This window comes from Gemmatimonadales bacterium (assembly GCA_036265815.1).
Taxonomy (GTDB): domain Bacteria; phylum Gemmatimonadota; class Gemmatimonadetes; order Gemmatimonadales; family GWC2-71-9; genus CAVVWJ01.
This window is the reverse complement of record DATAOI010000055.1, coordinates 1-18,827: the sequence shown is the minus strand read 5'-3', so window position 1 is coordinate 18,827 and position 18,827 is coordinate 1. Positions and strand designations below refer to the sequence as shown.

General features: G+C 64.9%; 16 protein-coding genes and 1 tRNA gene. 13 read left to right on the top strand and 4 right to left on the bottom strand.

Going from position 1 to position 18,827, the window contains the following annotated elements:
• Nucleotides 1-203 (bottom strand): hypothetical protein (locus tag VHR41_12610; GenBank protein ID HEX3235034.1); only part of this gene is annotated, 203 nt, incomplete at its 3' end.
• Between the two features lie 149 nt (nucleotides 204-352).
• Here VHR41_12610 and VHR41_12605 point away from each other — a divergent pair.
• The 10 genes from VHR41_12605 (at nucleotide 353) to VHR41_12560 (ending at nucleotide 10,399) form a co-directional block, all read left to right on the top strand.
• Complete coding sequence (locus VHR41_12605; protein HEX3235033.1) at nucleotides 353-547, top strand: hypothetical protein; 195 nt, start codon at nucleotides 353-355, stop codon at nucleotides 545-547.
• Nucleotides 548-2,765: 2,218 nt separating this feature from the next.
• Nucleotides 2,766-2,975, top strand: coding sequence for a hypothetical protein (locus tag VHR41_12600; GenBank protein HEX3235032.1), 210 nt, complete (start codon nucleotides 2,766-2,768; stop codon nucleotides 2,973-2,975).
• Nucleotides 2,976-3,516: 541 nt separating this feature from the next.
• Nucleotides 3,517-3,888, top strand: coding sequence for a hypothetical protein (locus tag VHR41_12595; GenBank protein ID HEX3235031.1), 372 nt, complete (start codon nucleotides 3,517-3,519; stop codon nucleotides 3,886-3,888).
• A 55-nt stretch (nucleotides 3,889-3,943) separates the two neighbouring features.
• Nucleotides 3,944-4,204, top strand: a complete 261-nt coding sequence (locus tag VHR41_12590) for a GlsB/YeaQ/YmgE family stress response membrane protein (protein ID HEX3235030.1) — start codon at nucleotides 3,944-3,946, stop codon at nucleotides 4,202-4,204.
• Nucleotides 4,205-4,395: 191 nt separating this feature from the next.
• On the top strand, nucleotides 4,396-4,899 hold the full coding sequence (locus VHR41_12585) for a ferritin-like domain-containing protein (protein ID HEX3235029.1): 504 nt from the start codon (nucleotides 4,396-4,398) through the stop codon (nucleotides 4,897-4,899).
• A 308-nt stretch (nucleotides 4,900-5,207) separates the two neighbouring features.
• Nucleotides 5,208-5,666: a DUF2380 domain-containing protein gene (locus VHR41_12580; GenBank protein HEX3235028.1), complete on the top strand. Its 459-nt coding sequence runs from the start codon at nucleotides 5,208-5,210 to the stop codon at nucleotides 5,664-5,666.
• A gap of 377 nt (nucleotides 5,667-6,043) precedes the next feature.
• Nucleotides 6,044-6,406, top strand: a complete 363-nt coding sequence (locus VHR41_12575; GenBank protein ID HEX3235027.1) for a hypothetical protein — start codon at nucleotides 6,044-6,046, stop codon at nucleotides 6,404-6,406.
• 851 nt (nucleotides 6,407-7,257) lie between these two features.
• Nucleotides 7,258-7,599, top strand: coding sequence for a hypothetical protein (locus VHR41_12570; GenBank protein ID HEX3235026.1), 342 nt, complete (start codon nucleotides 7,258-7,260; stop codon nucleotides 7,597-7,599).
• A gap of 224 nt (nucleotides 7,600-7,823) precedes the next feature.
• Complete coding sequence (locus tag VHR41_12565; GenBank protein HEX3235025.1) at nucleotides 7,824-8,087, top strand: hypothetical protein; 264 nt, start codon at nucleotides 7,824-7,826, stop codon at nucleotides 8,085-8,087.
• A gap of 1,946 nt (nucleotides 8,088-10,033) precedes the next feature.
• Entirely contained in the window at nucleotides 10,034-10,399 is a 366-nt protein-coding gene (locus VHR41_12560; GenBank protein HEX3235024.1) for a hypothetical protein, read from the top strand.
• Between the two features lie 87 nt (nucleotides 10,400-10,486).
• Here VHR41_12560 and VHR41_12555 read toward each other — a convergent pair.
• Together VHR41_12555 and VHR41_12550 are read right to left on the bottom strand one after the other, a co-directional pair.
• Nucleotides 10,487-10,560, bottom strand: a tRNA-Ile gene (locus VHR41_12555).
• A gap of 347 nt (nucleotides 10,561-10,907) precedes the next feature.
• Entirely contained in the window at nucleotides 10,908-12,200 is a 1,293-nt protein-coding gene (locus VHR41_12550) for an aminotransferase class V-fold PLP-dependent enzyme (GenBank protein ID HEX3235023.1), read from the bottom strand.
• 1,000 nt (nucleotides 12,201-13,200) lie between these two features.
• Between VHR41_12550 and VHR41_12545 the strand changes: the two genes are divergently transcribed.
• Nucleotides 13,201-14,880 carry a hypothetical protein gene (locus tag VHR41_12545; GenBank protein HEX3235022.1) on the top strand — a complete coding sequence of 560 codons (1,680 nt, stop codon included), beginning with the start codon at nucleotides 13,201-13,203 and terminating at the stop codon, nucleotides 14,878-14,880.
• Nucleotides 14,881-14,888: 8 nt separating this feature from the next.
• On the opposite strand, the gene VHR41_12540 is transcribed toward VHR41_12545, so the two are convergent.
• Nucleotides 14,889-16,910 (bottom strand): APC family permease, encoded by a 2,022-nt coding sequence (locus VHR41_12540; protein HEX3235021.1) that lies wholly within the window; start codon nucleotides 16,908-16,910, stop codon nucleotides 14,889-14,891.
• Nucleotides 16,911-17,000: 90 nt separating this feature from the next.
• Between VHR41_12540 and VHR41_12535 the strand changes: the two genes are divergently transcribed.
• Together VHR41_12535 and VHR41_12530 are read left to right on the top strand one after the other, a co-directional pair.
• On the top strand, nucleotides 17,001-18,584 hold the full coding sequence (locus tag VHR41_12535; protein ID HEX3235020.1) for a DUF4118 domain-containing protein: 1,584 nt from the start codon (nucleotides 17,001-17,003) through the stop codon (nucleotides 18,582-18,584).
• A partial coding sequence (locus VHR41_12530; protein ID HEX3235019.1) for a response regulator occupies nucleotides 18,577-18,827 on the top strand: 251 nt, incomplete at its 3' end. The genes VHR41_12535 and VHR41_12530, both read left to right, overlap by 8 nt.

Here is an 18,827-nt window from a genome sequence, read left to right as displayed (position 1 = left end):
CGGCTGAGTGCTTCGCGAAGCAGTGCCGCGGGATCAGGGCCGGCCAGAGTAAATGGTTCGTAGCCCTTATAGCGGGGCCTCACATGAAGAATGTAGGAGGGGACCTTCCCAGTCCCTTCTTGATGGCTCTCAAAGGCTGCGCGACGGTTCAAGGCCGCCCGCACCTCGCTGTAACTGAGCTGCTTCTGGAGATCGTTTGACATAGGACGAAGCTACCTCAGTGTGTCGTCCCCCGATAGGAACCAAGATCTATCGGTGTAGACCTCCCTTCCACCCTGCCACTCCCGGACCAGCCGGGTCTAAGTTTCTACCCGAGGTTCCCACGTGTCTTTCCCGTAACTGGAGGAGCCAAATGGCAGGCGACCGAAGCGACATTGTTGCCATCATGGCGGCCATTATTTATGCGGGCCGCACCGGGGAGTCGGCCCAACCGCCAACGGACAAGGAGTTTGGAGTGATCGCCAAAGCCGCATGGGATCTTCACAAAGCGGTCGTAGCAGGCGACGAGGTGCGCAGCGGCAGAGCGGGATTTGAGCAACCTAGGTGATGACCCTTGGAGTCCGGGAGGTTCATTCTCCAAGCCACCGGAGCGCCCTCCCTACCAGCAGCCGTGCGCCGCGCGGCAACGCCGCGAGGCTGCTGCCGGCGCTCCTACAGCTCCTTGAGTATCCGGCACACTAACCGGAACATTTCTTCGGGGGCGGAGCGTCCAAATTCAATGGGCCCTCCTGGATTCGAACCAGGGACCGACGGATTATGAGGCCGGACCACTCGCCGCAGGTAGCCGAACGGGCACCGCACCACCCCGCAGAATCCACGTGAACCCGCACCGACCCGCAGAGCCCTAGAGCGCCGTTCCGCACAGACCTCCCCACGGAAGTCCCCACACGGGTCGGGCGAAGATGCTGCTCGGGTGTTCTGAAGGCGGCGGGCCGCATTCCACAACACACAAGATTCGCTCTTATGCTGAATTTGGTGGCCCAAGTGGCCCAATAACCCGTAACCCTTGGGTACGACAGGCCAAAAGTCTGGGCCACACGTTTTGACTCGTGGCCCAAGTGGCCCACTCAAGTGGCCCAACCCGGGAAAGCCCCAACGCCGACTCTGCGGTCAACTCTGCCGCCGGGAAAAGAAAACCGGGAAAAACTCGGATGAAAACCCGGATAACAGCGTGGGAAACAGCGTGAGCCGGGCCGGGGAATCCCGTGGGAAACCACGTGAGAAACCACGTAAATCGTGTCTTACTGCGGTCATTTGCGGACGGCCCCGGGCGGCTCGGAGAGGGCCTAACCCGGTGCGGGAGCGGGGTTTTGCGGTAGCCTAGAAAAAGAGGGCGTTCCCGCAGTAAAGGTGAAAAACCCGTTAGAAAACCCGTTGGCGGGCGGGTTATGAACCCATTAGGTCGGCCTTGAGAGCGGCTCGAGCGGTCCGGCTATCGTCTTGCGGTGCCGGCAGTTCGGGGGCGATTGCGTAAAATTACACAATCGTCGAAAAGGTCATAAACCCGGCGAGAAACCCATCGGAAAACCCAAGAGATAGCGGTGGAATTAGCGGTGATCGGTCGCTATCCTGCCCCTCTGAGGGCCCTTGAGCAGGGAAACAGCGGTGAAACAGCGGTGGCGGGACTGGGAAAAACTCGGCTCGTGCTGGAAAACACCGGGCCAGGGGCCGAAAACTTGTCAAAACTTGACATTGCCGGGCGGGCTCACGGGCCGGCCTGTTTGCAAAAGTGAACATCGGCGGGGCCTCGGGGCCGGGAATTTCCGTGCAAATAGCGTGGAAACTAGCGTGGAGGGGTTTTGCACAACCTGTAAAAAGGGGCCAGGACCGCGCCCGCGCCCGCTCGAAACGGGAATTACTGCGGGAACTGCGGGACTCACCGTGACCCTGCGGGTGCTGGAGGCGAGCCGCCAGCCTGATCTCGCATTGGAACCGCTTCGGTCCCAAGGTGGCGGCCAGCTCTGGGTGCGGGACCTCGAGCGCGACCGGCCGTTTATGGCGCAGTCCTGAGGGAGGTATATCATGGCCACACCACCGCGCCCGAGCTCGCGCTCAATGCGGTAACAGTCAGCTAGTCCACACGATGGACCTGCTCAGGTAAGTCCGCCATCAGGTGCCGTTCACCAGCCGCTCGAAGCGCAGGTCGCCCCGGAGCGGCGCAGAGGTGGGATCGAGCTGGAAACAAGCCTCCGTGAATCGACTGGGCATTTTGATTGCCCGTTCAAGTCCCTTCACTACACCGGTAGTATCTCCGATCTCCCGCGCAGCTCGCCGCGTAGGCCAATGTTCAAAGTCATTAAGGGCGTCGGACTCAGGGTGCTCGAGGGTCGCCGCAGTACCGCTGTGCCTCATCGGCTGGCTCTGCAAGGGCGGTAGCATGCCGATTCGCTCGGTACCTCCATGGCAACAAAAAGGGGCGGGTCTCAGATGAGACTTCGCCCCGACTATGGACGCCTGCTGGGTCGTCGGGCGCCCAAAATGACCGGCTGCACCAAAGAAAGACACTGAGAAACTGAGATGCTTGTCAAAGCCTAGCCCAATGTACGAACTCCTCGACCTTCCAATGCTGCCTTAGCGCGCACGTGTAGCGACGATTGTTGCTCGGGCCGATAAGCGCAGCAGGTCCGAGCGCCGCCAAGGCAGGGGCGCTCGGATACCACTGGTTGATCGAAGCCACGACCGACTCCCAGTCGTGGATGTCATCCGACAGTGCCCAGCTTGCCCGGTGCTGCTAACGAGGCGCGGTCGAGCTATCGACGCCCTTATTGGCCGCGCTGTCGGCGCTCATGTTGGACGAGCTGTCGGCCCCCATCCTGGACGAGCTGTCGGCCCCCATTCTGGACGAGCTATCGACGCCAGGGTTGATGGTGTCGCCTTTGGAGGTCACCGGCTGCCCCTGGTCGGGCCTGGTCCTGGTGACTCCGGGGCCGAGGGTCGACTTCCCTGACGAATCCGTAACGCCAGACTTCGTCTGATTGGCTTTGGCTGAGTCGGACATGGCAGTCGAATCTCGGGCGGCGCCGACTTGCTCATTGGCGTTGTTCTTTGCGCACGCCACCCCCCCGAGCAACAGGGCGAGTGTGGCCAAACGCATGGGCGATTGTTTTGGCATTGGAACCCCTGAGAAGATTGGGTACTAGGTCCAGAGTGACCCCTGATCAGCAAGCCTGGGGGATTGCTTCAGACTTAACGGATGCGGTTCCCGACGGTGCCCGTCCGTGAGCCCACTCACCATTGCGCAGCGTCCTTGAGGTATAGGACTCTATCATCTGCCCGTCTGAAGCTTGCTCCGCTGGCGTAAGGCGAATCGACTGAGCATCGCCTCGTTCTCCTCCCCCTGGTGTGCCGTCGCTCGGTGATCCCGCTCACGACGGTCCGTTCCCAAGGGGAGCATACTTGCCGCCCAATACGGATGGAGTGGAGGCACCTCGCGCATCGAGGGTGAAGCACCCATTCTCTACTCCCGGATTCAGGCTGTCACGTGGCGAAAACAAGGAGGCGTAGCAATGGCCAATCGTGAAGGCGGTAAAGGCGGCGGTCAGGGTGGAGCAGGTGGTGGTCCGGGTGGTTCGGGTGGTGGTCAGAAGGGTGGCCAAGTCGGTCCGGGTGGTGGCCAGGGCGGGTCTGGCGGCGGCCAAGGCGGGTCTGGCGGCGGCCAGGGCGGGTCTGGCGGCGGCCAGAAGGGCGGCCAAGGCGGTTCTGGGGGCGGGCAGGGAGGCTCAGGCGGTGGACAGGGCGGCGCGGGTGGCGGCCAAGGCGGCTCCGGTGGTGGCCAAAGTGGTGGAGGCGGTCAGGGTGGTTCTGGCGGTCAGAAGGGCGGCCCAGGCGGAGGTCAGGGCGGCTCCGGCGGTGGCAAGTCCTAGCCCGCTCCCGGGCGCACTGGCCTAGGCTAAACGCTGGGGACAACCTCGCGCTTGACCATTCTCGCTGCGGAGGTCTTCGCATGTCCATTCTCGCATGGATCATCCTTGGTTTGATCGCTGGATTTCTGGGTAGCAAGATCGTGAACAAGACCGGTGAGGGCGTGCTCACGGACATCGTGTTGGGGGTCATCGGTGCGGTGGTAGGAGGTTGGTTATTCAACCGATTCGGAGCGGCGGGGGCGACTGGTTTGAATGTGTGGAGCTTGGTCGTCGCCACCATCGGAGCAGTGATCGTGCTCGTGCTGTATCATGCCCTGGCGGGGAAAGGTAAGACCATCTGACCTGTCGGCAGAATGCGGAAGGCGCTCGGCAAAGGGCCGGGCGCTTTTCGCTTGGTGTGAGTGGTGCAATAGCAACCAGTGGGTCGCTGGGGCCCGGAACCGCTCCGGAACCGTCATTCAGACCCACCTTTACTTGCAGTGCAACACCCCAGCCGCAGAGCAGCGGCGGGTCTTTCACCCAGGAGTTCCTCATGGAAATGGACACATTGGCCGAACTCTACATCAATGAGCTTAAGGATTTGTGGAGCGCCGAGAATCAGATTCTCAAAGCGCTGCCACGGATGATCAAGGCGGCGTCGGCCAACCCGCTCAAGCAGGCATTCCGGGCGCACGAACAGCAAACCAGGGAACACGTCCGACGCCTTGAGCAGATTTTTAGGTCCCTCCGCGCAAGCCCCCGAGGAAAGAAGTGCGTGGGTATGGAGGGCTTGTTGAAGGAAGGGTCCGAGTTGATCAAGGAAAAGCCGGAGGCCGACGTACTCGACGCGGGCCTGATCTCGGCCGCACAACACGTCGAGCACTACGAGATGGCGGGGTATGGCACCGTCCGGACCTGGGCGAAGCTCCTGGGCCATGCGGATCACGCTCAGCTGCTTCAGCAAACGCTCAACGAAGAAGGTAACACGGACAAGGCGTTGACGAAGCTGGCTGAGAGCATCAACGTCGCGGCGGAGAACACCGACGAGGAGGAGTAGGCACGGGAATGCCCACGGGTGAGTTGTCGAGCCGCCACGGTGCTCACCGCGCTCGCTACTCACAAGCACAGCTTAGCTAAGGTCTGATTGATGGCCGTAGGAGTAGGAGGCAGCTGGCCCCACGTGGCCGCGCTGCTCGTACCACTGCCACAGGCCAACGTGCCTCGGCCGCCCATTTCCTCACGCCTTTCGGAGCTTCCATGTATCCCAGCTCAATCACGCGCCTGGTCCTTGCCGCATCATTGGTCACCCCGACCCTCGCCAGAGCACAGGGCCAGGCGGGAGCCGGTGCGGTCCGACACGTCGCGGTGCTCGAAGTCGCCCTCTACACTGCTGGCGCGAACCTTCAGCAGGCAACCGATACCGCCGTCGCCAGGCTCGCGACGCAGGCTCTGGGGGACAACGTCCGCGCGCTGCTGGGGGCCTCAGTCCTCGACTCGGGGCTCGTGGGTCGGGCGACGAGATCCGATTCAGCTCGGTCGATCACCGGAGGCGGTAAGGCGTGCAATGTTATCATGGCCTGCGCCCGCTACGTCGGGCGCACCCTCGGAGCGAACTGGGTCGTGATGAGCAAAGTGAGCAAGACCAGCAACCTGATCTGGCTGTTTACGGGCCAGCTCGTCAACGTCCGCACCGGCAAACTGGTGATGGACGATTCCACAGAACTCAAGGGCGATCCCGGGCCAATGGTGCGAGCGGGCACACGCATCTTTGCGGAGCGCGTCGTGCGAACCATCCGGGAGCAGGAAGCGCTCTCGAATAAGTAGAACCCTGGACGCGCGTCGCGCTCATCGAGCGGGCATGCGGCAAGAGGGGTACGAGGTCGTGGGGGTGGGCGACGGGTAGGCTGGGCTGACAGCCGGGACCAGCGGCGGCGCTCAAAGCCAGCCGAGCGTTGACGCGGGGTTGAGGGAAGGGAGCTATCGTCGGGCATGGCAGAGCAGCCTTCACCGCGGGGAGAGGGGCTGGAAGCTTACCGCGGATTCTCACTGCGGGATAGGCGCCGCTCGCCTTCGACGCTGGAGGCCTTCAGGATGCTGGCAACGAGCGGGTCGTTTCGACCAGCTCGTCGATCTCGAAGGGTTTTCGGGCCACGACTTGAGGCCGGCGGGTCGCTCCTCTTCCCGGCACCGGGAAGGCTGAGATGCTGAGCGACACGCGGAAGCTCCTCGACCGGATCGCCAAGCGGGTGGGGTGGGAGCGGGGCGAGATCCGCCATCGCATATTCCGTCACTCGTACTGTGCCGCGAGACTGCAGACGCTCGACAGCGGCGCGCCCGTCTCGATCTACACGGTGAGCCGCGAGCTCGGCCACACGTCGCCGGCTATGGTGCAGCGGGTCTACTCCCATCTGGGCACCGTCCGCCACCGGTCGGAAGTTGTGGAGTACCGGATCGAGCAGCACTATGAGCGGCTCGGCGATCAGCTCATCCGGCTGCGTTCTGGCACAACGATCGTCACAAAATCAGCAGCAGGGTCAGAAAGTGAGAACCCCGCGCACCGATAACCGATGGCGGGGTGAGAACTTCGGAGAATGGGCCCGGCGCGACTCAAACGCGCGACCTCTTGCTCCGGAGCGCAGGCCCCACCGCCGGCCGAAGCTGACCAGCAACAGAAACCCTTGGAAGAGTAGCCCTGACCGCTTACCGGCGCTCGCTGGCGCTGGTGGGTATGGCACATCTATTGGCACAAGGTCCGGGGTGGGGATTATGGGCTATCAATTCGTGGTGCGGGGGGGTAGGTTTGGATAGGAGTTTGACTCCTACCTGCCAAAGCCGGCTGTCACTGCCGGACCTCAAGGACCCACAGTGCGGCCCCTCGCGAACGACCCCTCTTCCGAGGGCCGACGCATCGTAATCTGCGACTACAACGCGCTCTTGCTCTCTGTCACGGGCCTCCTCCGTATGTGCGGCTATCGCGTGTTCCAAGCCCACGACGGGCTCGCCGCCCGCGAACTGTGCCATGAACTCCCGAACATCGGACTGCTGATCCTCAACACTGCGGGCACCGGCGAAGATACACCGAGTCTCGTCGGACTCATCCGACGCGAGCACCCCGACCTTTCCGTACTTCACATCGGTACGTCGGCCCTGGCCGGGATGCCCTCCAATGTGCCGACGCTCGATGAGTCATTCACCGCTGACCAACTCTTGAGGACTGTTGAGTCGCTCATGGCCGAGCCGGAAATTGCGAACGTGCAGAGGGCGGCAACCCGACCCCAGCGCGCCTACAGCCGGCGTGGCTCACCCCGCACCAGTGTTGAGGGTCAGTTGACGGACCGGGACTATGCGAGAACCCGCCCACCTCAGTGAGTCGACCTCGCTACACGTTGTGAAGCTCCCACAGGAGGGTGCCAAGATGCCGGCCATTCGGATGAAGGTTGCGCCCGAAACAGTAGCCTATGCTGACGGGGAGAACCATAAGCTCGTAGTCGAGTTTGCCATCCCAGGGGCGCCAGCGGAGACCATCGATCTGAAGATCCTGGAAGACAGCGTCCACCTGACGGCGCCCGCAAGGGATATTGAGTATGTCTCCGCGCACGCTTTAGCTTGGCCGGTAAAACCTCACCAAGCCGAAGCGACCTACGAGCACGGCCTCCTCCGAGTCGAGGTGCCTTTCAAAGATCCGATGGAAGATGCCGTGAATGTCCGCATCAAGACAGCTGCCGCGGAAACCAAGACCAAGAGGCTGAAGACCTGAGGATGAGTTGGGGGAAGGAGTAGCATTGGATATGCCCAGGTCGGCAGCGGCTCGAGCTCCTCGCCTACGCCAGGCTCGCGGGGTGCCGCCAATCGCGAATCCCGGCCGCCATTTAGTGAGCCTGCCCACACCTTGTACCCGGCCACCCCGTCATACTTAACTCAACGTGGGGGATGCCTCCGACCGCATCGCCCCGCTGTCGGAATAGCTTGGGGGATTGTGCCATGATGGAGACCATCCGAGAGGCCCGGCTCAGACGGGAGGCGGCAGACCGGTATCCGTTCATCCCGGCTCGGCTGTGGACCCAGGCCGCCCGCATGGCGGAGCTGGTGCGGAAGCATCTAGAGGGGTGCGGACGGCGAGTACGGGCGCGACGGCGGGCGCTCGCCGAGGGCGACTTTCGCTTCCGGGGTGGCCTTCGCCATCCGCCCGGTGCTCACACGCGCCTGACGGATCCGGAGCCCGCAGCAACGGCACGTCTCTCCTGACTCGAGTGGAGGATGAGCCGCCAAGCCCGGTTACGCCAAGAGTACGCGACGTGGTATCCGAGGATCCCGCCGGGCAGGTGGCAACTCGCCGAAGCAGTCCGCCGCATTGTGCTCCGCCAACTGCGGCATGGGTCACCTTCCTGGGCGCCCGGTCCCCGGATCCTCTCCGACCGTGATTTCGAGTTTCAAGGTGACTCGGCTGTGGGCACCCCGCAGGCATCCGACGTCGATCGGCGGCGGCGGGTACCGCAGGTGACGCCTCGTCAGGGCCCCACCGAGGCGGTTGAAGGAAGCCACTGAGGAACTGGCTTCTATGGATCAAACCGCCTGCTTGAGCGGTCCCCGAGCAGGCGCTACAGTGCGGGATGCGTCCGCGCCACAGCCCCCACCAGCCCTTCTCTCAGTCCTTATCGGCAGCCTGCGAGATCGCCCTAGAAGCCGCAGAACGTGCCGCGGTGATCTGCGCGACTGCCGCCGAAACCTGCGCAAGAGCCGAACGCATGATCGCGGAATCCAAAGCTGCCCGCGAAACGCGTCGATCCTCCCGCCTCGGGCGCTAGCCATTCATTCCTCACGCTACACTGAAATTGATATGCTACGAGTGAGGATGCCGGAAAAAGCGGCCGCCGCATGGCTTGCACCGTGCGGCGGCGTAGGGAGCAACCCCGGTAACTCCAACTGAACAGAGTTCCCGATTAGGGGGGTGGCGGGTTGAAGACCCGCCCGGGGCGCTCCCCTGTACCGCCTTCGAGGGACGGTACGGCGTAAGTATAGGTGCCGGTACATCGCGGTACAAGATGTGACGGGTCAGGCGGCGTGGAGGGTCAGTTCACGGGTGTCCGCTAGCCTGTGGCACGCCGAGAAGTCTAGCGGGACCCGAGAATCACCAGGGGGACCGGGCCGGCGCGAAAATGCAGCACCAGGATCAGCAGGAACTCCACGACGACGGTCGACCACAGCAGCACACGTCGCGCGTTTACTCGGATGAGACTCGCCTGACACAGGGGGCAGCTCGCCGCGGGCTGAGCGATCGTCAGGCCACAGCGTGGACAATGACTGGAAGACATCAGGACTCACCTACCAAGGGGGCAAGTGAGGAGATACGCTGCGGTACAGGGGCCGTCAAGGTGACCGGCGAGGGGAGGACTATCGCGATTGGCCGCTCCGGGATAGACTGGAGTTGCTCGCCTTCGAGGCCCGGCTCGCGGGGGTGCCGATCGACGGCCTCTAGGCAACTATCTGGGGCGCATCCCGGCTGCAAGAAAAACAGCCCCACAGATCGCAGAAGTCTGGCCGAGGTATATACGTTGCAAATTGACGACCTGGTGACCTAGCAGCTCGGCCCCTCCCTCCGATGGATTCACGACGAGAAAAAAGAATCCAACTGCCAGGAGCAGTCCTCCAACAAGTAAGCAGGCCCCCTCACTCCCTGCGCTCGTGCTCCCAGTCGGCGTAATTCCCAGGGGCTGCGACTGCACTCCGCGTTCTACATTAGCCCTATCGATGGCATCAAGGTCGCGCTGGCGCCCAGACTCGATGCAGGAATCGCACATGCTCATCATGAACGAAGTCTTGGCGCCGCAGACGGTGCACTTAGCCATGCTCGCTCCTCTCGATCCCTAGGTGAGTGCCGGCGGCCGGCTAGCGGCGGGGGGATCCGTTGTAACAGTGCTCGTCATACCAGACCGCGTCACTCGGCCGCGGGGGAACCCCTTCGGCGAGAAGCCACTGGTCGTGATGTGCCCTGACTGCCGCTGTCCGGTTGAACTCGTCTTTATGTTCGAGCTGGACTCCGACGCACATCATCGTTTACGAGCGGGGCCGATTGCGGACAGCAGCGTCCAGTCCACGGCTGAGAAAGAGGGAGAGGGGGATTGAGCGGTCAGCGCGGTACAACGTACCAGCCTCCACGTCTTTGGGAGGCTATTCGCCGCTCCGGAGTTGTAGTGGTAGCGCAAGAGCCGCCGGATCAGGAGCTCGCTGCCAGTCTTTTCGAGCGCCTCGACGAAGTGTGTTCGGCAGTCATTTCAGCGTCCGTCATTCGTATTGAGTCGGTTGAGAGTCACTGGGAGGACCACCCCATACATCTCCGTGAGCTGCCATCCGCACCGCCATCACCGGTCTGGCTCGAGCTCGAAATTCAAGATCCCACACCCGCAGCTACGGGCCGTCGGTTTGCCATAGGCGCTTTTGTGAGGGGGTTCACCAGGGGTGAGGGAGTGGAGTTGTGGGTGTTGGCCTACCTCCGGGAAGACGCCGCGGCGCTCGAGCTGCTGGTGGGTGAGTCGGTGGTCTTGAGGATGGTGAAGTAGGCGAGTAAATCAGCAAGAATGCTGATCCGAGGCAGATCTCCCCACAAAAGTCCCCACACCGTGTTGATAGCCGATAGCTAAGTCCAATGGGCCCTCCTGGATTCGAACCAGGGACCGACGGATTATGAGTCCGCTGCTCTAACCACCTGAGCTAAGGGCCCGAACGACGGAAACATGCGAAGGGCGTTGCACTTGGACAAGCGCCCGACACACAGGCTCCCTGAGGATAGCCTGCCGCGGGGGCAAAATTGCTGGCAATCGGGTGACCTTTCGCAGGGCCGCGGCGGTGTCGACACTTGGCTTCTGGGGAGCGTGTGCACGGAAAGCGGGAAAAGTGAAGGGAACCACTCTAGTACAAAGGACCTATTGAGACGGAGGCCCGCATGCGGCATATCCCCGCGCCATCCGGCGAGGCCGAGCGCCAGGGCATCGCTCGAGCGCGTCCTCCCGGGGGATAAGCGCCACGCAGAGCGCGGGACACGTCCGGCCGGTCGGCTACATGTGCGGCTCAGGCGCCAAGCCGCTCCAACTCCTCGGCAAGATGGTCAATCTCTGCAGGCTCATTGTACAGATACAACGAAACCCTGGCGAGGGCTTCTCGACCGCGACTCCGAAGTAAGGGTGCAGCGGCCAGGTCCCCAGCGCGGATTGCAATACCTCGCCGGTCCAAGCTTCGCGCCAGAGTGACCGGGTCGAGGCCCTTAACTTCAAAAGAAAAGATCCCGACGCGCTCGGTTGCGGCCGATGAGCCAAAGATCGAGAGCCGATGAAGCCCTGTCAGCCGCTCGAGCGTGTGCTGCACGAGCATGCGATGATGCGCGCGGATCTTGTCCAGGCCGATCTGGCGGAGAAATTCGATAGCGGCCTGCCAGGCCACTGGCCCCGCGATGTTGGGACTGCCCGCCTCGAACTTGTACGCCGCCGACGCGAACTCCCCGGAGAGGAGCTCCACGCGCTTTGCCATGTGTCCGCCGAGCTGATACGGAGGCATGGCGTCAAGTAGCTCGCGCCGCGCCCACAGGGCACCTACGCCCATTGGGCCGGTCATCTTGTGACCGGAGAGGGCGAAGAAATCGCAACCAAGGGCCTGGACGTCGATCGGAATATGGGGAGCCGATTGTGCTCCATCGAGGAACACCAGGGCGCCCCGGTCGTGCACCCTCTTGCTGATCTCTACCACCGGCTGGATCCTGCCGAACACGTTCGAGACATGTGCGAGACTTAGGAGCCGAGTACGTGGCGAAAGCAGCTGGTCAAGGTGGTCGAGCTTAAGCACACCGTCGTCGTCGACGTCCACGAACCGCAGTACGGCCCCTCTACGCTGCGTGATCTGCTGCCAGGGTAATAGGTTCGAGTAGTGCTCTGCCACAGAGAGGAGGATCTCGTCGCCTGGGCGTAGCATGCTATGGCCCCAGCTAGAAGCCACGAGGTTAATGGCCTCGGTCGTTCCTCTACACCAGACAATCTCAGCCGGATCTGGGGCGTTTAGAAATGTTGCGAGCGTCTGGCGCGCGGCCTCGTAACGCTCTCCCGCTCGGCGAGCAAGCTCGTGCAGTGAGGTCGCCGGGTTCGCGTTCGCATGCCAGTAGTACTCCATCTCTGCTTGGAGCACCGCCCGCGCACGATGTGTGGTAGCTGCATTGTCGAAGTAAATGAGCGGGTTGCCGTGGACACGCTCGTTGAGGGCGGGGAAGGCTCGGCGCCATGGCGCCGAGCCTTCCATTGCCTCCCACTGAGTCGCGGGGAATCGGAACACGCTGGCCGCGGCCAGCGTGGAGAGAAACCCGCGGCGTGATGGCATGTGTCCCCTCCAAGGCTGCTCCTGAAAACCCGGGCCTTCCTACGACGCCTCATCCGAAGGTTGCGGTGACGCTTCCAGCATGGAGCGGACTGAGGAGGACGGAGACGGAAAAGCCCGAAGGCCCTTATGAGTCCGCTGCTCTAACCACTTGAGCTAAGGGCCCGACAAGACGGAAAGCTTACTGCAGCCAAACACTTGCACAAGCCAGTGGCCGCGCCGTGCGGCTCTTGCGCGACCAGATTGTCGAGTGTGGAAGAGTCGAGCGGCAGCGAAAGATCAGCGGACGCGTAGCGCCAGAAGCATCCCCGCCTCTGCACCGACGTTATCCGGGGGAAGCTGCCCGGCGGGGACGCAATCCTCTGCAAACGGGTGTCGAGAGGCCTGAAGCCGGGCGCTCGGCGCTCCCTGCCTGAGGTCCGGGTTTGACGCCCTGAGTTCAAGGTTGGCCTCCCAGAGCTCAAGGTGTGCTTCCTTAAAACCGGAGTCCGCCTGCGTAAAGTCGGGGCCGATGAGCCTAAAGTCCGAATGCGTCCTCCCGAGCTTGAGGTGCCAGACTCGGCCGCCCGAGTGCGACACGATCAAACCCGAGTGGAACGTGCTCGACCTCGAGTGGAACATCCTCGAGCGCGAGTCCGTCCGCCCAAAGCCGAGATGTGCCCACCGGAGGTCGAGGCGCGACGTCCTCGAGCTCGAGTGGACCCGGTTTGACCTCGGGTGAACCGTCATCAAGGCGGGGTGCGACGGCCTGACGACCGGCATGGTCTCCAAGGAGACGGAGTGCATCACCCCCATCCGTCCGGCGATCCGCATAAGCGCCGAGTGGAACGTCCCACTCACCAGGTCGAACGCCCCAGCAACCAAGTGGAACGCCCTATCGCTTGGGCGAAACGACCCTGCGTTAACTTTTGATCATGCGGCCGCGACGTCGCACGCCTGGGGCCGCAGTGCTAGATAACAGAAGGCGCAGCACGTCGTTCGGCCAAATCTGTGGGCGTCGCGGATGTTCCTCCACCTCGTTGAACTCGTCGCTTTCCTGCTGGCGATGGCGCCTGACTCTACCGCGACCCTGCGGCAAGCGCACAAGGCCCAGCGCGACTTCGAGCTGACCCGTCGGGCTCAACTCCCTTCCGGGCTCGGTCGCACCACCCGCTGGTGCGATGCGCGGATCGGCCGGTACTGCTACTGGTACGACCCGTCGCCTGACCCACCAACCCCCGAACCCGGAAGCGTGCGACAGGCGCGCAGCCGACTGTTGCGCGATCTGGCAGCGGCGGCCGCGCGGCTTCCCGGCGATGATTGGATCGCCGGCCAGCTCGTGCGCTATCTCGTCGAAGACGGACGCGCGGAGGCGGCGGTGACCGCGGCGCGGCGTTGTCGCGCCACCCGGTGGTGGTGTGACGCGCTCGAAGGCTTTGCGCGCCATCTGGCAGGCGACTACCAGGGGGCCGACGACGCCTTCATGCGCGCCTTGGGCGAAATGCCGGAGGCTGAGCGATGCACCTGGACCGACCTCGGCGACTTGCTCCGCGATGGCCGACGCGCCTATCGCCGGCTCGGATGCGCCGAGCGCCGGGTACCGAACGAGCGGATCTGGTGGCTCGCGCAGCCGCTCTACTCGCGACCGGGGAACGACCTCCGGACGGAGCACTACGCACGGCATACGATGGCGCGCCTTCTCGAGGACGCCGAGACCCCGGATGCCGTCCCCTGGGGCGCCGACACCCGCGAGCTCGTCGTGCGGTTCGGCTGGCCCACGCACTGGTCGCGGGCGCCTGATCGTCCCGGCGAGCTCACCCCGGCCATCCTCGGCCACGAGCCGGACCCGAGCTTTTGGCTGCTGCCGGACCCCGCCGTGGACGAGCCGTGGGCGGACCCCACCCAGGTCCGCTGGAATCCGGCGCTGGACCGTCCCCCGGCGCGCTACGCGCCGCGGTATGCCGCCGGGTTCGATCCGATCGACCGGGTGCAGTTCGCCCGCTTCCGCCGTGGCGATACCTCGCTCACCGTCGCCGCCTACGATCTGACGCCCGACTCCGTGCTCGGCGCGGGCCGGGTGGACGTTCGGCTCGCGGCGAGCCGGGATGCCGCCACGCCTGTGGTGATTGTCAGGGTATCTCCGTCCAAGCCGCGCGGGGTCCTGTCGCTGCGCTCGCCATGGAGGCCGGCGGTGCTGAGCCTGGAGGCGGTGGGGCTCGATACTTCATGGATCGCGCGGCGCCGCGCCGTCGCGCCCCCCGACCCGGCCGGCGTCGCGCCGGCGTTGTCGGACATCCTGCTGTTCGCGCCTGACGGCGACCTGCCGGCGTCACTGGAAGCTGCGCTGCCCCTGGCACTCGCGGCCCCTGTGGCGCGGCGGAGGGAGCGGCTGGGCCTCTTTTGGGAGATGTACGACCCGACCGAGACGACGGTGTCGGTCCAGGTGGGAGTCACGGCCATGAAGGCGAGGTCGAGCGACGCGGGGCCATATCCGGTGGGCCGGCCCTGGTGCCCGCTCTCGGCGCCGTCGCCCGTCACGCTCCGCTGGCGCGAGGCACCGGAGCGGCGGCGCCGCAGCGTCGGGCGCGCGGTGACGCTCGACCTCCGGCCGTTGCGGAAGGGGCGCTACCTCATCACGGTGCAGGCGAGCGCGGGCGGCCGGCCGACAGGATGCTCCAGTCGAGAGGTTCGGATCAGCGGGTAGGCCGACGTTTACGCCGCCTCCCGAATCCGGATTGGCATCGTTACCATCGTCCTCCCGGCCCAGCGCAGCCGCTTCTCGATCGCCAGCGCGGTCTCGTTGTGCAGCAGGCGGTGATACCACTTCTCATCCTGGAAGATCACCTTGCCCGCGGAGAAGACGACCTGGGGAAACTCGCGGGCGACCTCGAGGCACAGCCGTTCGGCTTCAGCGACCGCTTCCGTGCCGATGGCCATCCGCGAGGTGGCAGGAATCCCGAGCTGACCGGCGAGAGTCACATATTTCGCGAGCATCTCCTCCGTCCTGCGTTGGAGGCTCTCCACCGCGCCCTCGCCCTTGAACTCCCCGGAGTCGACGACACCAACGGACAGAAACACCAGGTTGGCGAAGTGTCCCGGGAAGGCGCGAAAGATGTTCAGCACCGTATGGATTCCCACGCCGTCGAACGCGCCGACCAGCACGCCCACCGTGGGTTTCCGCGGATCCAGGCACCCCGCCACCGCTGCCGCCCCCTGCTCCACCACGTGGGGAAGGTCCCCCAGCTCTCGATAGAGCTGGTCCAGCTGGTCGGTCACCGACCGGTAGTGCCGCCGGATGAGAAAGCACACGCCGATGACGACTGCGGTGATGACGATGGTCACCCACCCGCCCTGGCTGAATTTTTCGAATCCGGTGATGAGGAGAATCGTCGCGCACAGAACGAACCCGGCCCCGAAGAGCACGAGACGACCCTTCCACTCCGGCCGGCTCCCCCGGCGTTGGTACCAGAAGCGCAGCATGGCGAACATCGAGAGCGAGAAGGTGAGGAACACGTTGATGCTGTACATGACGACGAGATGCCCCACGTTGCCGCGGGTGTAGAGCAGCGCGGTCAACGCGGCCACGCCCATCAGCGCGATGCCATTCATGGTTGTGAGCCGCTCGGAGAGCGCCGCGAAGCGGTGCGGGACCCACGAGTCCACCGCCATGTTGGCGAGCACCCGGGGGCCATCGGTGAACCCCGCCTGCGCGGCCACCACCAGGAGCATCGCCTCTGAAAAGAGGGTGAGCACGATGAATGCCTGCCCGAAGGGGAGCCCGCCCGCCAGCCGCTCGGTGAGCACGGCGTTCATGGTTTTGCCCGGCACCGGGGCGATGTGCCACGCCAGATAGCAGAGCAGCAGGCCCGAGGCGGTGAAGGCGAGCGACGTGCCCATGTACACCATGGTGCGCTTCCCGGTCTCCACCTGGGGCTCGCGCATGATCGGCAGTCCGTTCGACACGGCCTCGATCCCGGTGTACGTCCCTCCGCCAAGGGAGTACGCGCGGAAGAAGATCAACAGCAGACTGCCCACCCCCAGCGTCGCGATCCCCTGGCCGAAACCGTGCCGGACGGTCTGCACGGTCCGGGGGAGCTCGGGCAGATGGCCCAGGACACCGGCGGCAATCAGCACCAGGTGGGTCACCACGAAGAGCAGGAACACCGGGAGCAAAGCCATCACCGACTCGCGAACACCCCGGATGTTCAATGTCGTCAGCAACAGGATGAGGACGAACTCGACCGGCAGCTTCGCCCCTTGCCAGGCGGGCGGCAGGACGCTCACGCTGAAAAGGGCGTCCCCGGCGGCGGCGATCGAGATCGTAATGGTGAGCACGTAGTCGACCAGCAGGGCCGACCCGGAGACCACTCCGGCCCGCTCACCCAGGAGCTTGCTCGCCACCACGTATCCGCCACCACCGCTGGGAAACTCCTCGATGATCCGCCGGTAGGCCGCGGAGAGGAGCAGCACAGTGACTGCCATGAGTGCGGCGAGGGCCACGGCGAGGTAGGTATGCTCGCCCAGTGCCCGAAAGGCCTCCTCCGGTCCATAGGCGGACGACGAGAGGCCATCCGCGCCCAGGCCCACCCAGGCCAGGAAGGCGATCAGGGAGACGCGATGGAAGAGTTGGCTGTCCTGGAGGTCGCGGGGGCGTCCGAACAGGGTCCGCCGAAGGCGACGACCGAGCCCCGGCCGTGGCCGTGGGGCGTTGGGGTCGAAGGACGAGGCGTGCATCGGCAGAATACTGCCGGACGGCGGCACGGCAGGTCACCCCCCGCAGGCAATCCTGATATTTCCTTGATTCCCACCGGAGTAACTTGAATCATGACCTCTCCGGCGCGTGGAGCGGCGGCACGGCGGCCCAGCAGCAGGCTCGCGGAATACACCGGGACCGTGGTGATCATGGCGGCGATGATCGCGGGCTGCCTGGCAGCGCGGTCGCACCTCACCACGGTCGATGTCGCCATGCTCCTCCTGCTCGGCGTGGTGGTCGTGGCCGCGCGCTACCGCCGAGGCCCCGCCCTCCTCGCCACCCTGGTGAGCATCGCGGCGTTCGACTTCCTGTTCGTTCCCCCCTACTACACGTTCGACGTGCATGATGCGAGGTATCTGCTGACCTTTGCCGTCATGCTGGTCGTCGCGCTCACCATGAGCCGGCTCACGGGCGTCATCCGAGAGCACGGGCTCGAGGCGCAGGTCCGCGAGCGGCGGGCCTCCGCGGTCGCCGCGCTCAACGCGGAGCTCGCGGCAGCGGCGACCCACGACGAGGTTCTCGCCATCCTCGCCCGTCACGTCGAGCGGGCCGTGGTCGGACAGGTATGTACGCTGGGGGCGGAGCAGCTAGAGACCGACGGTGCGATCCGGGTGCCGCTCGCGGGCGACGTCCTGACGTCCATGCCGGAGAGCGTCGCGGCCCGCTGGGTTCACCAGGACGGGCGGAGTGCGGGCCCGGGCACCGCCCGATGCGCTGATTCGGAGGCCCTCCTCGTGCCCATCAGGAACGGAAACCGGCACCTCGGACTGGTGGCGGTCCGGCCTGAGCCCTCGGACCAGGTCCCTGACCCCGAGGAGGTCCGGCTGGTCGAGGCCCTCGCGGCCCAGGCGGCGTTCGGCCTGGAGCGCGCCGTGCTGGCCGAACAGCATCAGCAGGCGCGAGCCGCGGCGGAGGCGGAGCGCCTCCGAACCTCGCTGCTGAGCTCACTCTCGCACGACTTCCGCACCCCGCTCGCCACGATCGAAGGAGCGGCGAGCAGCCTGCTGGATGAGGATGGCACCCTGACGCCGGACGGACGTCACGACCTCGCGGACACAGTCCTCGAGGAGTCCCGCCGGATGACGCGGCTGGTGTCCAACCTGCTCAACATGGTCCGGGTGGAGACCGGCGCGCTGGCCGTGCAGAAATCGTGGCAACCCCTGGAGGAGGCGCTCGGCGTGGCGCTCCTCAGGGTGGAGGAGCGCCTCAAAGATCATCCGGTCGAGGTGGACCTGCCGCCCGACCTTCCGCTGGTGCCGATCGACGAGCTGCTGATCGAGCAGGTGTTCATCAACCTGTTCGAGAACGCCGCCAAGTACACGCCGCCCTGCACGGCAATCGCGGTGACGGCTTCTCCCGGCGCGGGAGAAGTCTGCGTGGAAGTGGCCGACCGCGGTCCGGGAGTGCCCGCGGGCGAGGAGGAGGCGGTGTTCAGGAAGTTCTACCGTGCCGGGGGCGCGGCCGGCGGATCGGCGCCGGGTGGTGCCGGGCTCGGGCTCACCATCTCCCGGGGAATCATCACGGCGCACGGCGGGCGCATGTGGGTGGAGCCCCGGTCCGGTGGTGGTGCCGCCTTCCGGTTCACCCTGCCGCTCTCGGGGCCTCAGATTCCTCCGCTCCCGCTCGAAGCCGATACGGTGGAGCTCAATGGCTAACGTCGGCCCGCTGGTCCTGCTGGTGGAGGACGAACCTCAGATGCGCCGCTTCCTCCGGACGACGCTCCGGGCCCACGACTGCCAGGTGGTGGAAGCCGGGACGGCTCGGGAGGCGCTGGCGCAGGCCGCGGGACGGAACCCGGACCTCATCCTGCTCGACCTCGGTCTTCCCGACGGCGACGGCCTGGAGGTCGCGCGGGAGATCCGCCGCTCCGGACGAACGCCCATCATCGTCATTTCGGC

Bases quoted from the DNA above. Each gene is read 5' to 3' on its own strand.
- VHR41_12545 (HEX3235022.1), top strand. From the start codon at position 13,201: ATGTTCCTCCACCTCGTTGAACTCGTCGCTTTCCTGCTGGCGATGGCG.
- VHR41_12565 (HEX3235025.1), top strand. From the start codon at position 7,824: ATGATGGAGACCATCCGAGAGGCCCGGCTCAGACGGGAGGCGGCAGAC.
- VHR41_12585 (HEX3235029.1), top strand. From the start codon at position 4,396: ATGGAAATGGACACATTGGCCGAACTCTACATCAATGAGCTTAAGGAT.
- VHR41_12535 (HEX3235020.1), top strand. From the start codon at position 17,001: ATGACCTCTCCGGCGCGTGGAGCGGCGGCACGGCGGCCCAGCAGCAGG.
- VHR41_12570 (HEX3235026.1), top strand. From the start codon at position 7,258: ATGCCGGCCATTCGGATGAAGGTTGCGCCCGAAACAGTAGCCTATGCT.
- VHR41_12550 (HEX3235023.1), bottom strand. From the start codon at position 12,200: ATGCCATCACGCCGCGGGTTTCTCTCCACGCTGGCCGCGGCCAGCGTG.
- VHR41_12540 (HEX3235021.1), bottom strand. From the start codon at position 16,910: ATGCACGCCTCGTCCTTCGACCCCAACGCCCCACGGCCACGGCCGGGG.
- VHR41_12590 (HEX3235030.1), top strand. From the start codon at position 3,944: ATGTCCATTCTCGCATGGATCATCCTTGGTTTGATCGCTGGATTTCTG.
- VHR41_12575 (HEX3235027.1), top strand. From the start codon at position 6,044: ATGCTGAGCGACACGCGGAAGCTCCTCGACCGGATCGCCAAGCGGGTG.
- VHR41_12605 (HEX3235033.1), top strand. From the start codon at position 353: ATGGCAGGCGACCGAAGCGACATTGTTGCCATCATGGCGGCCATTATT.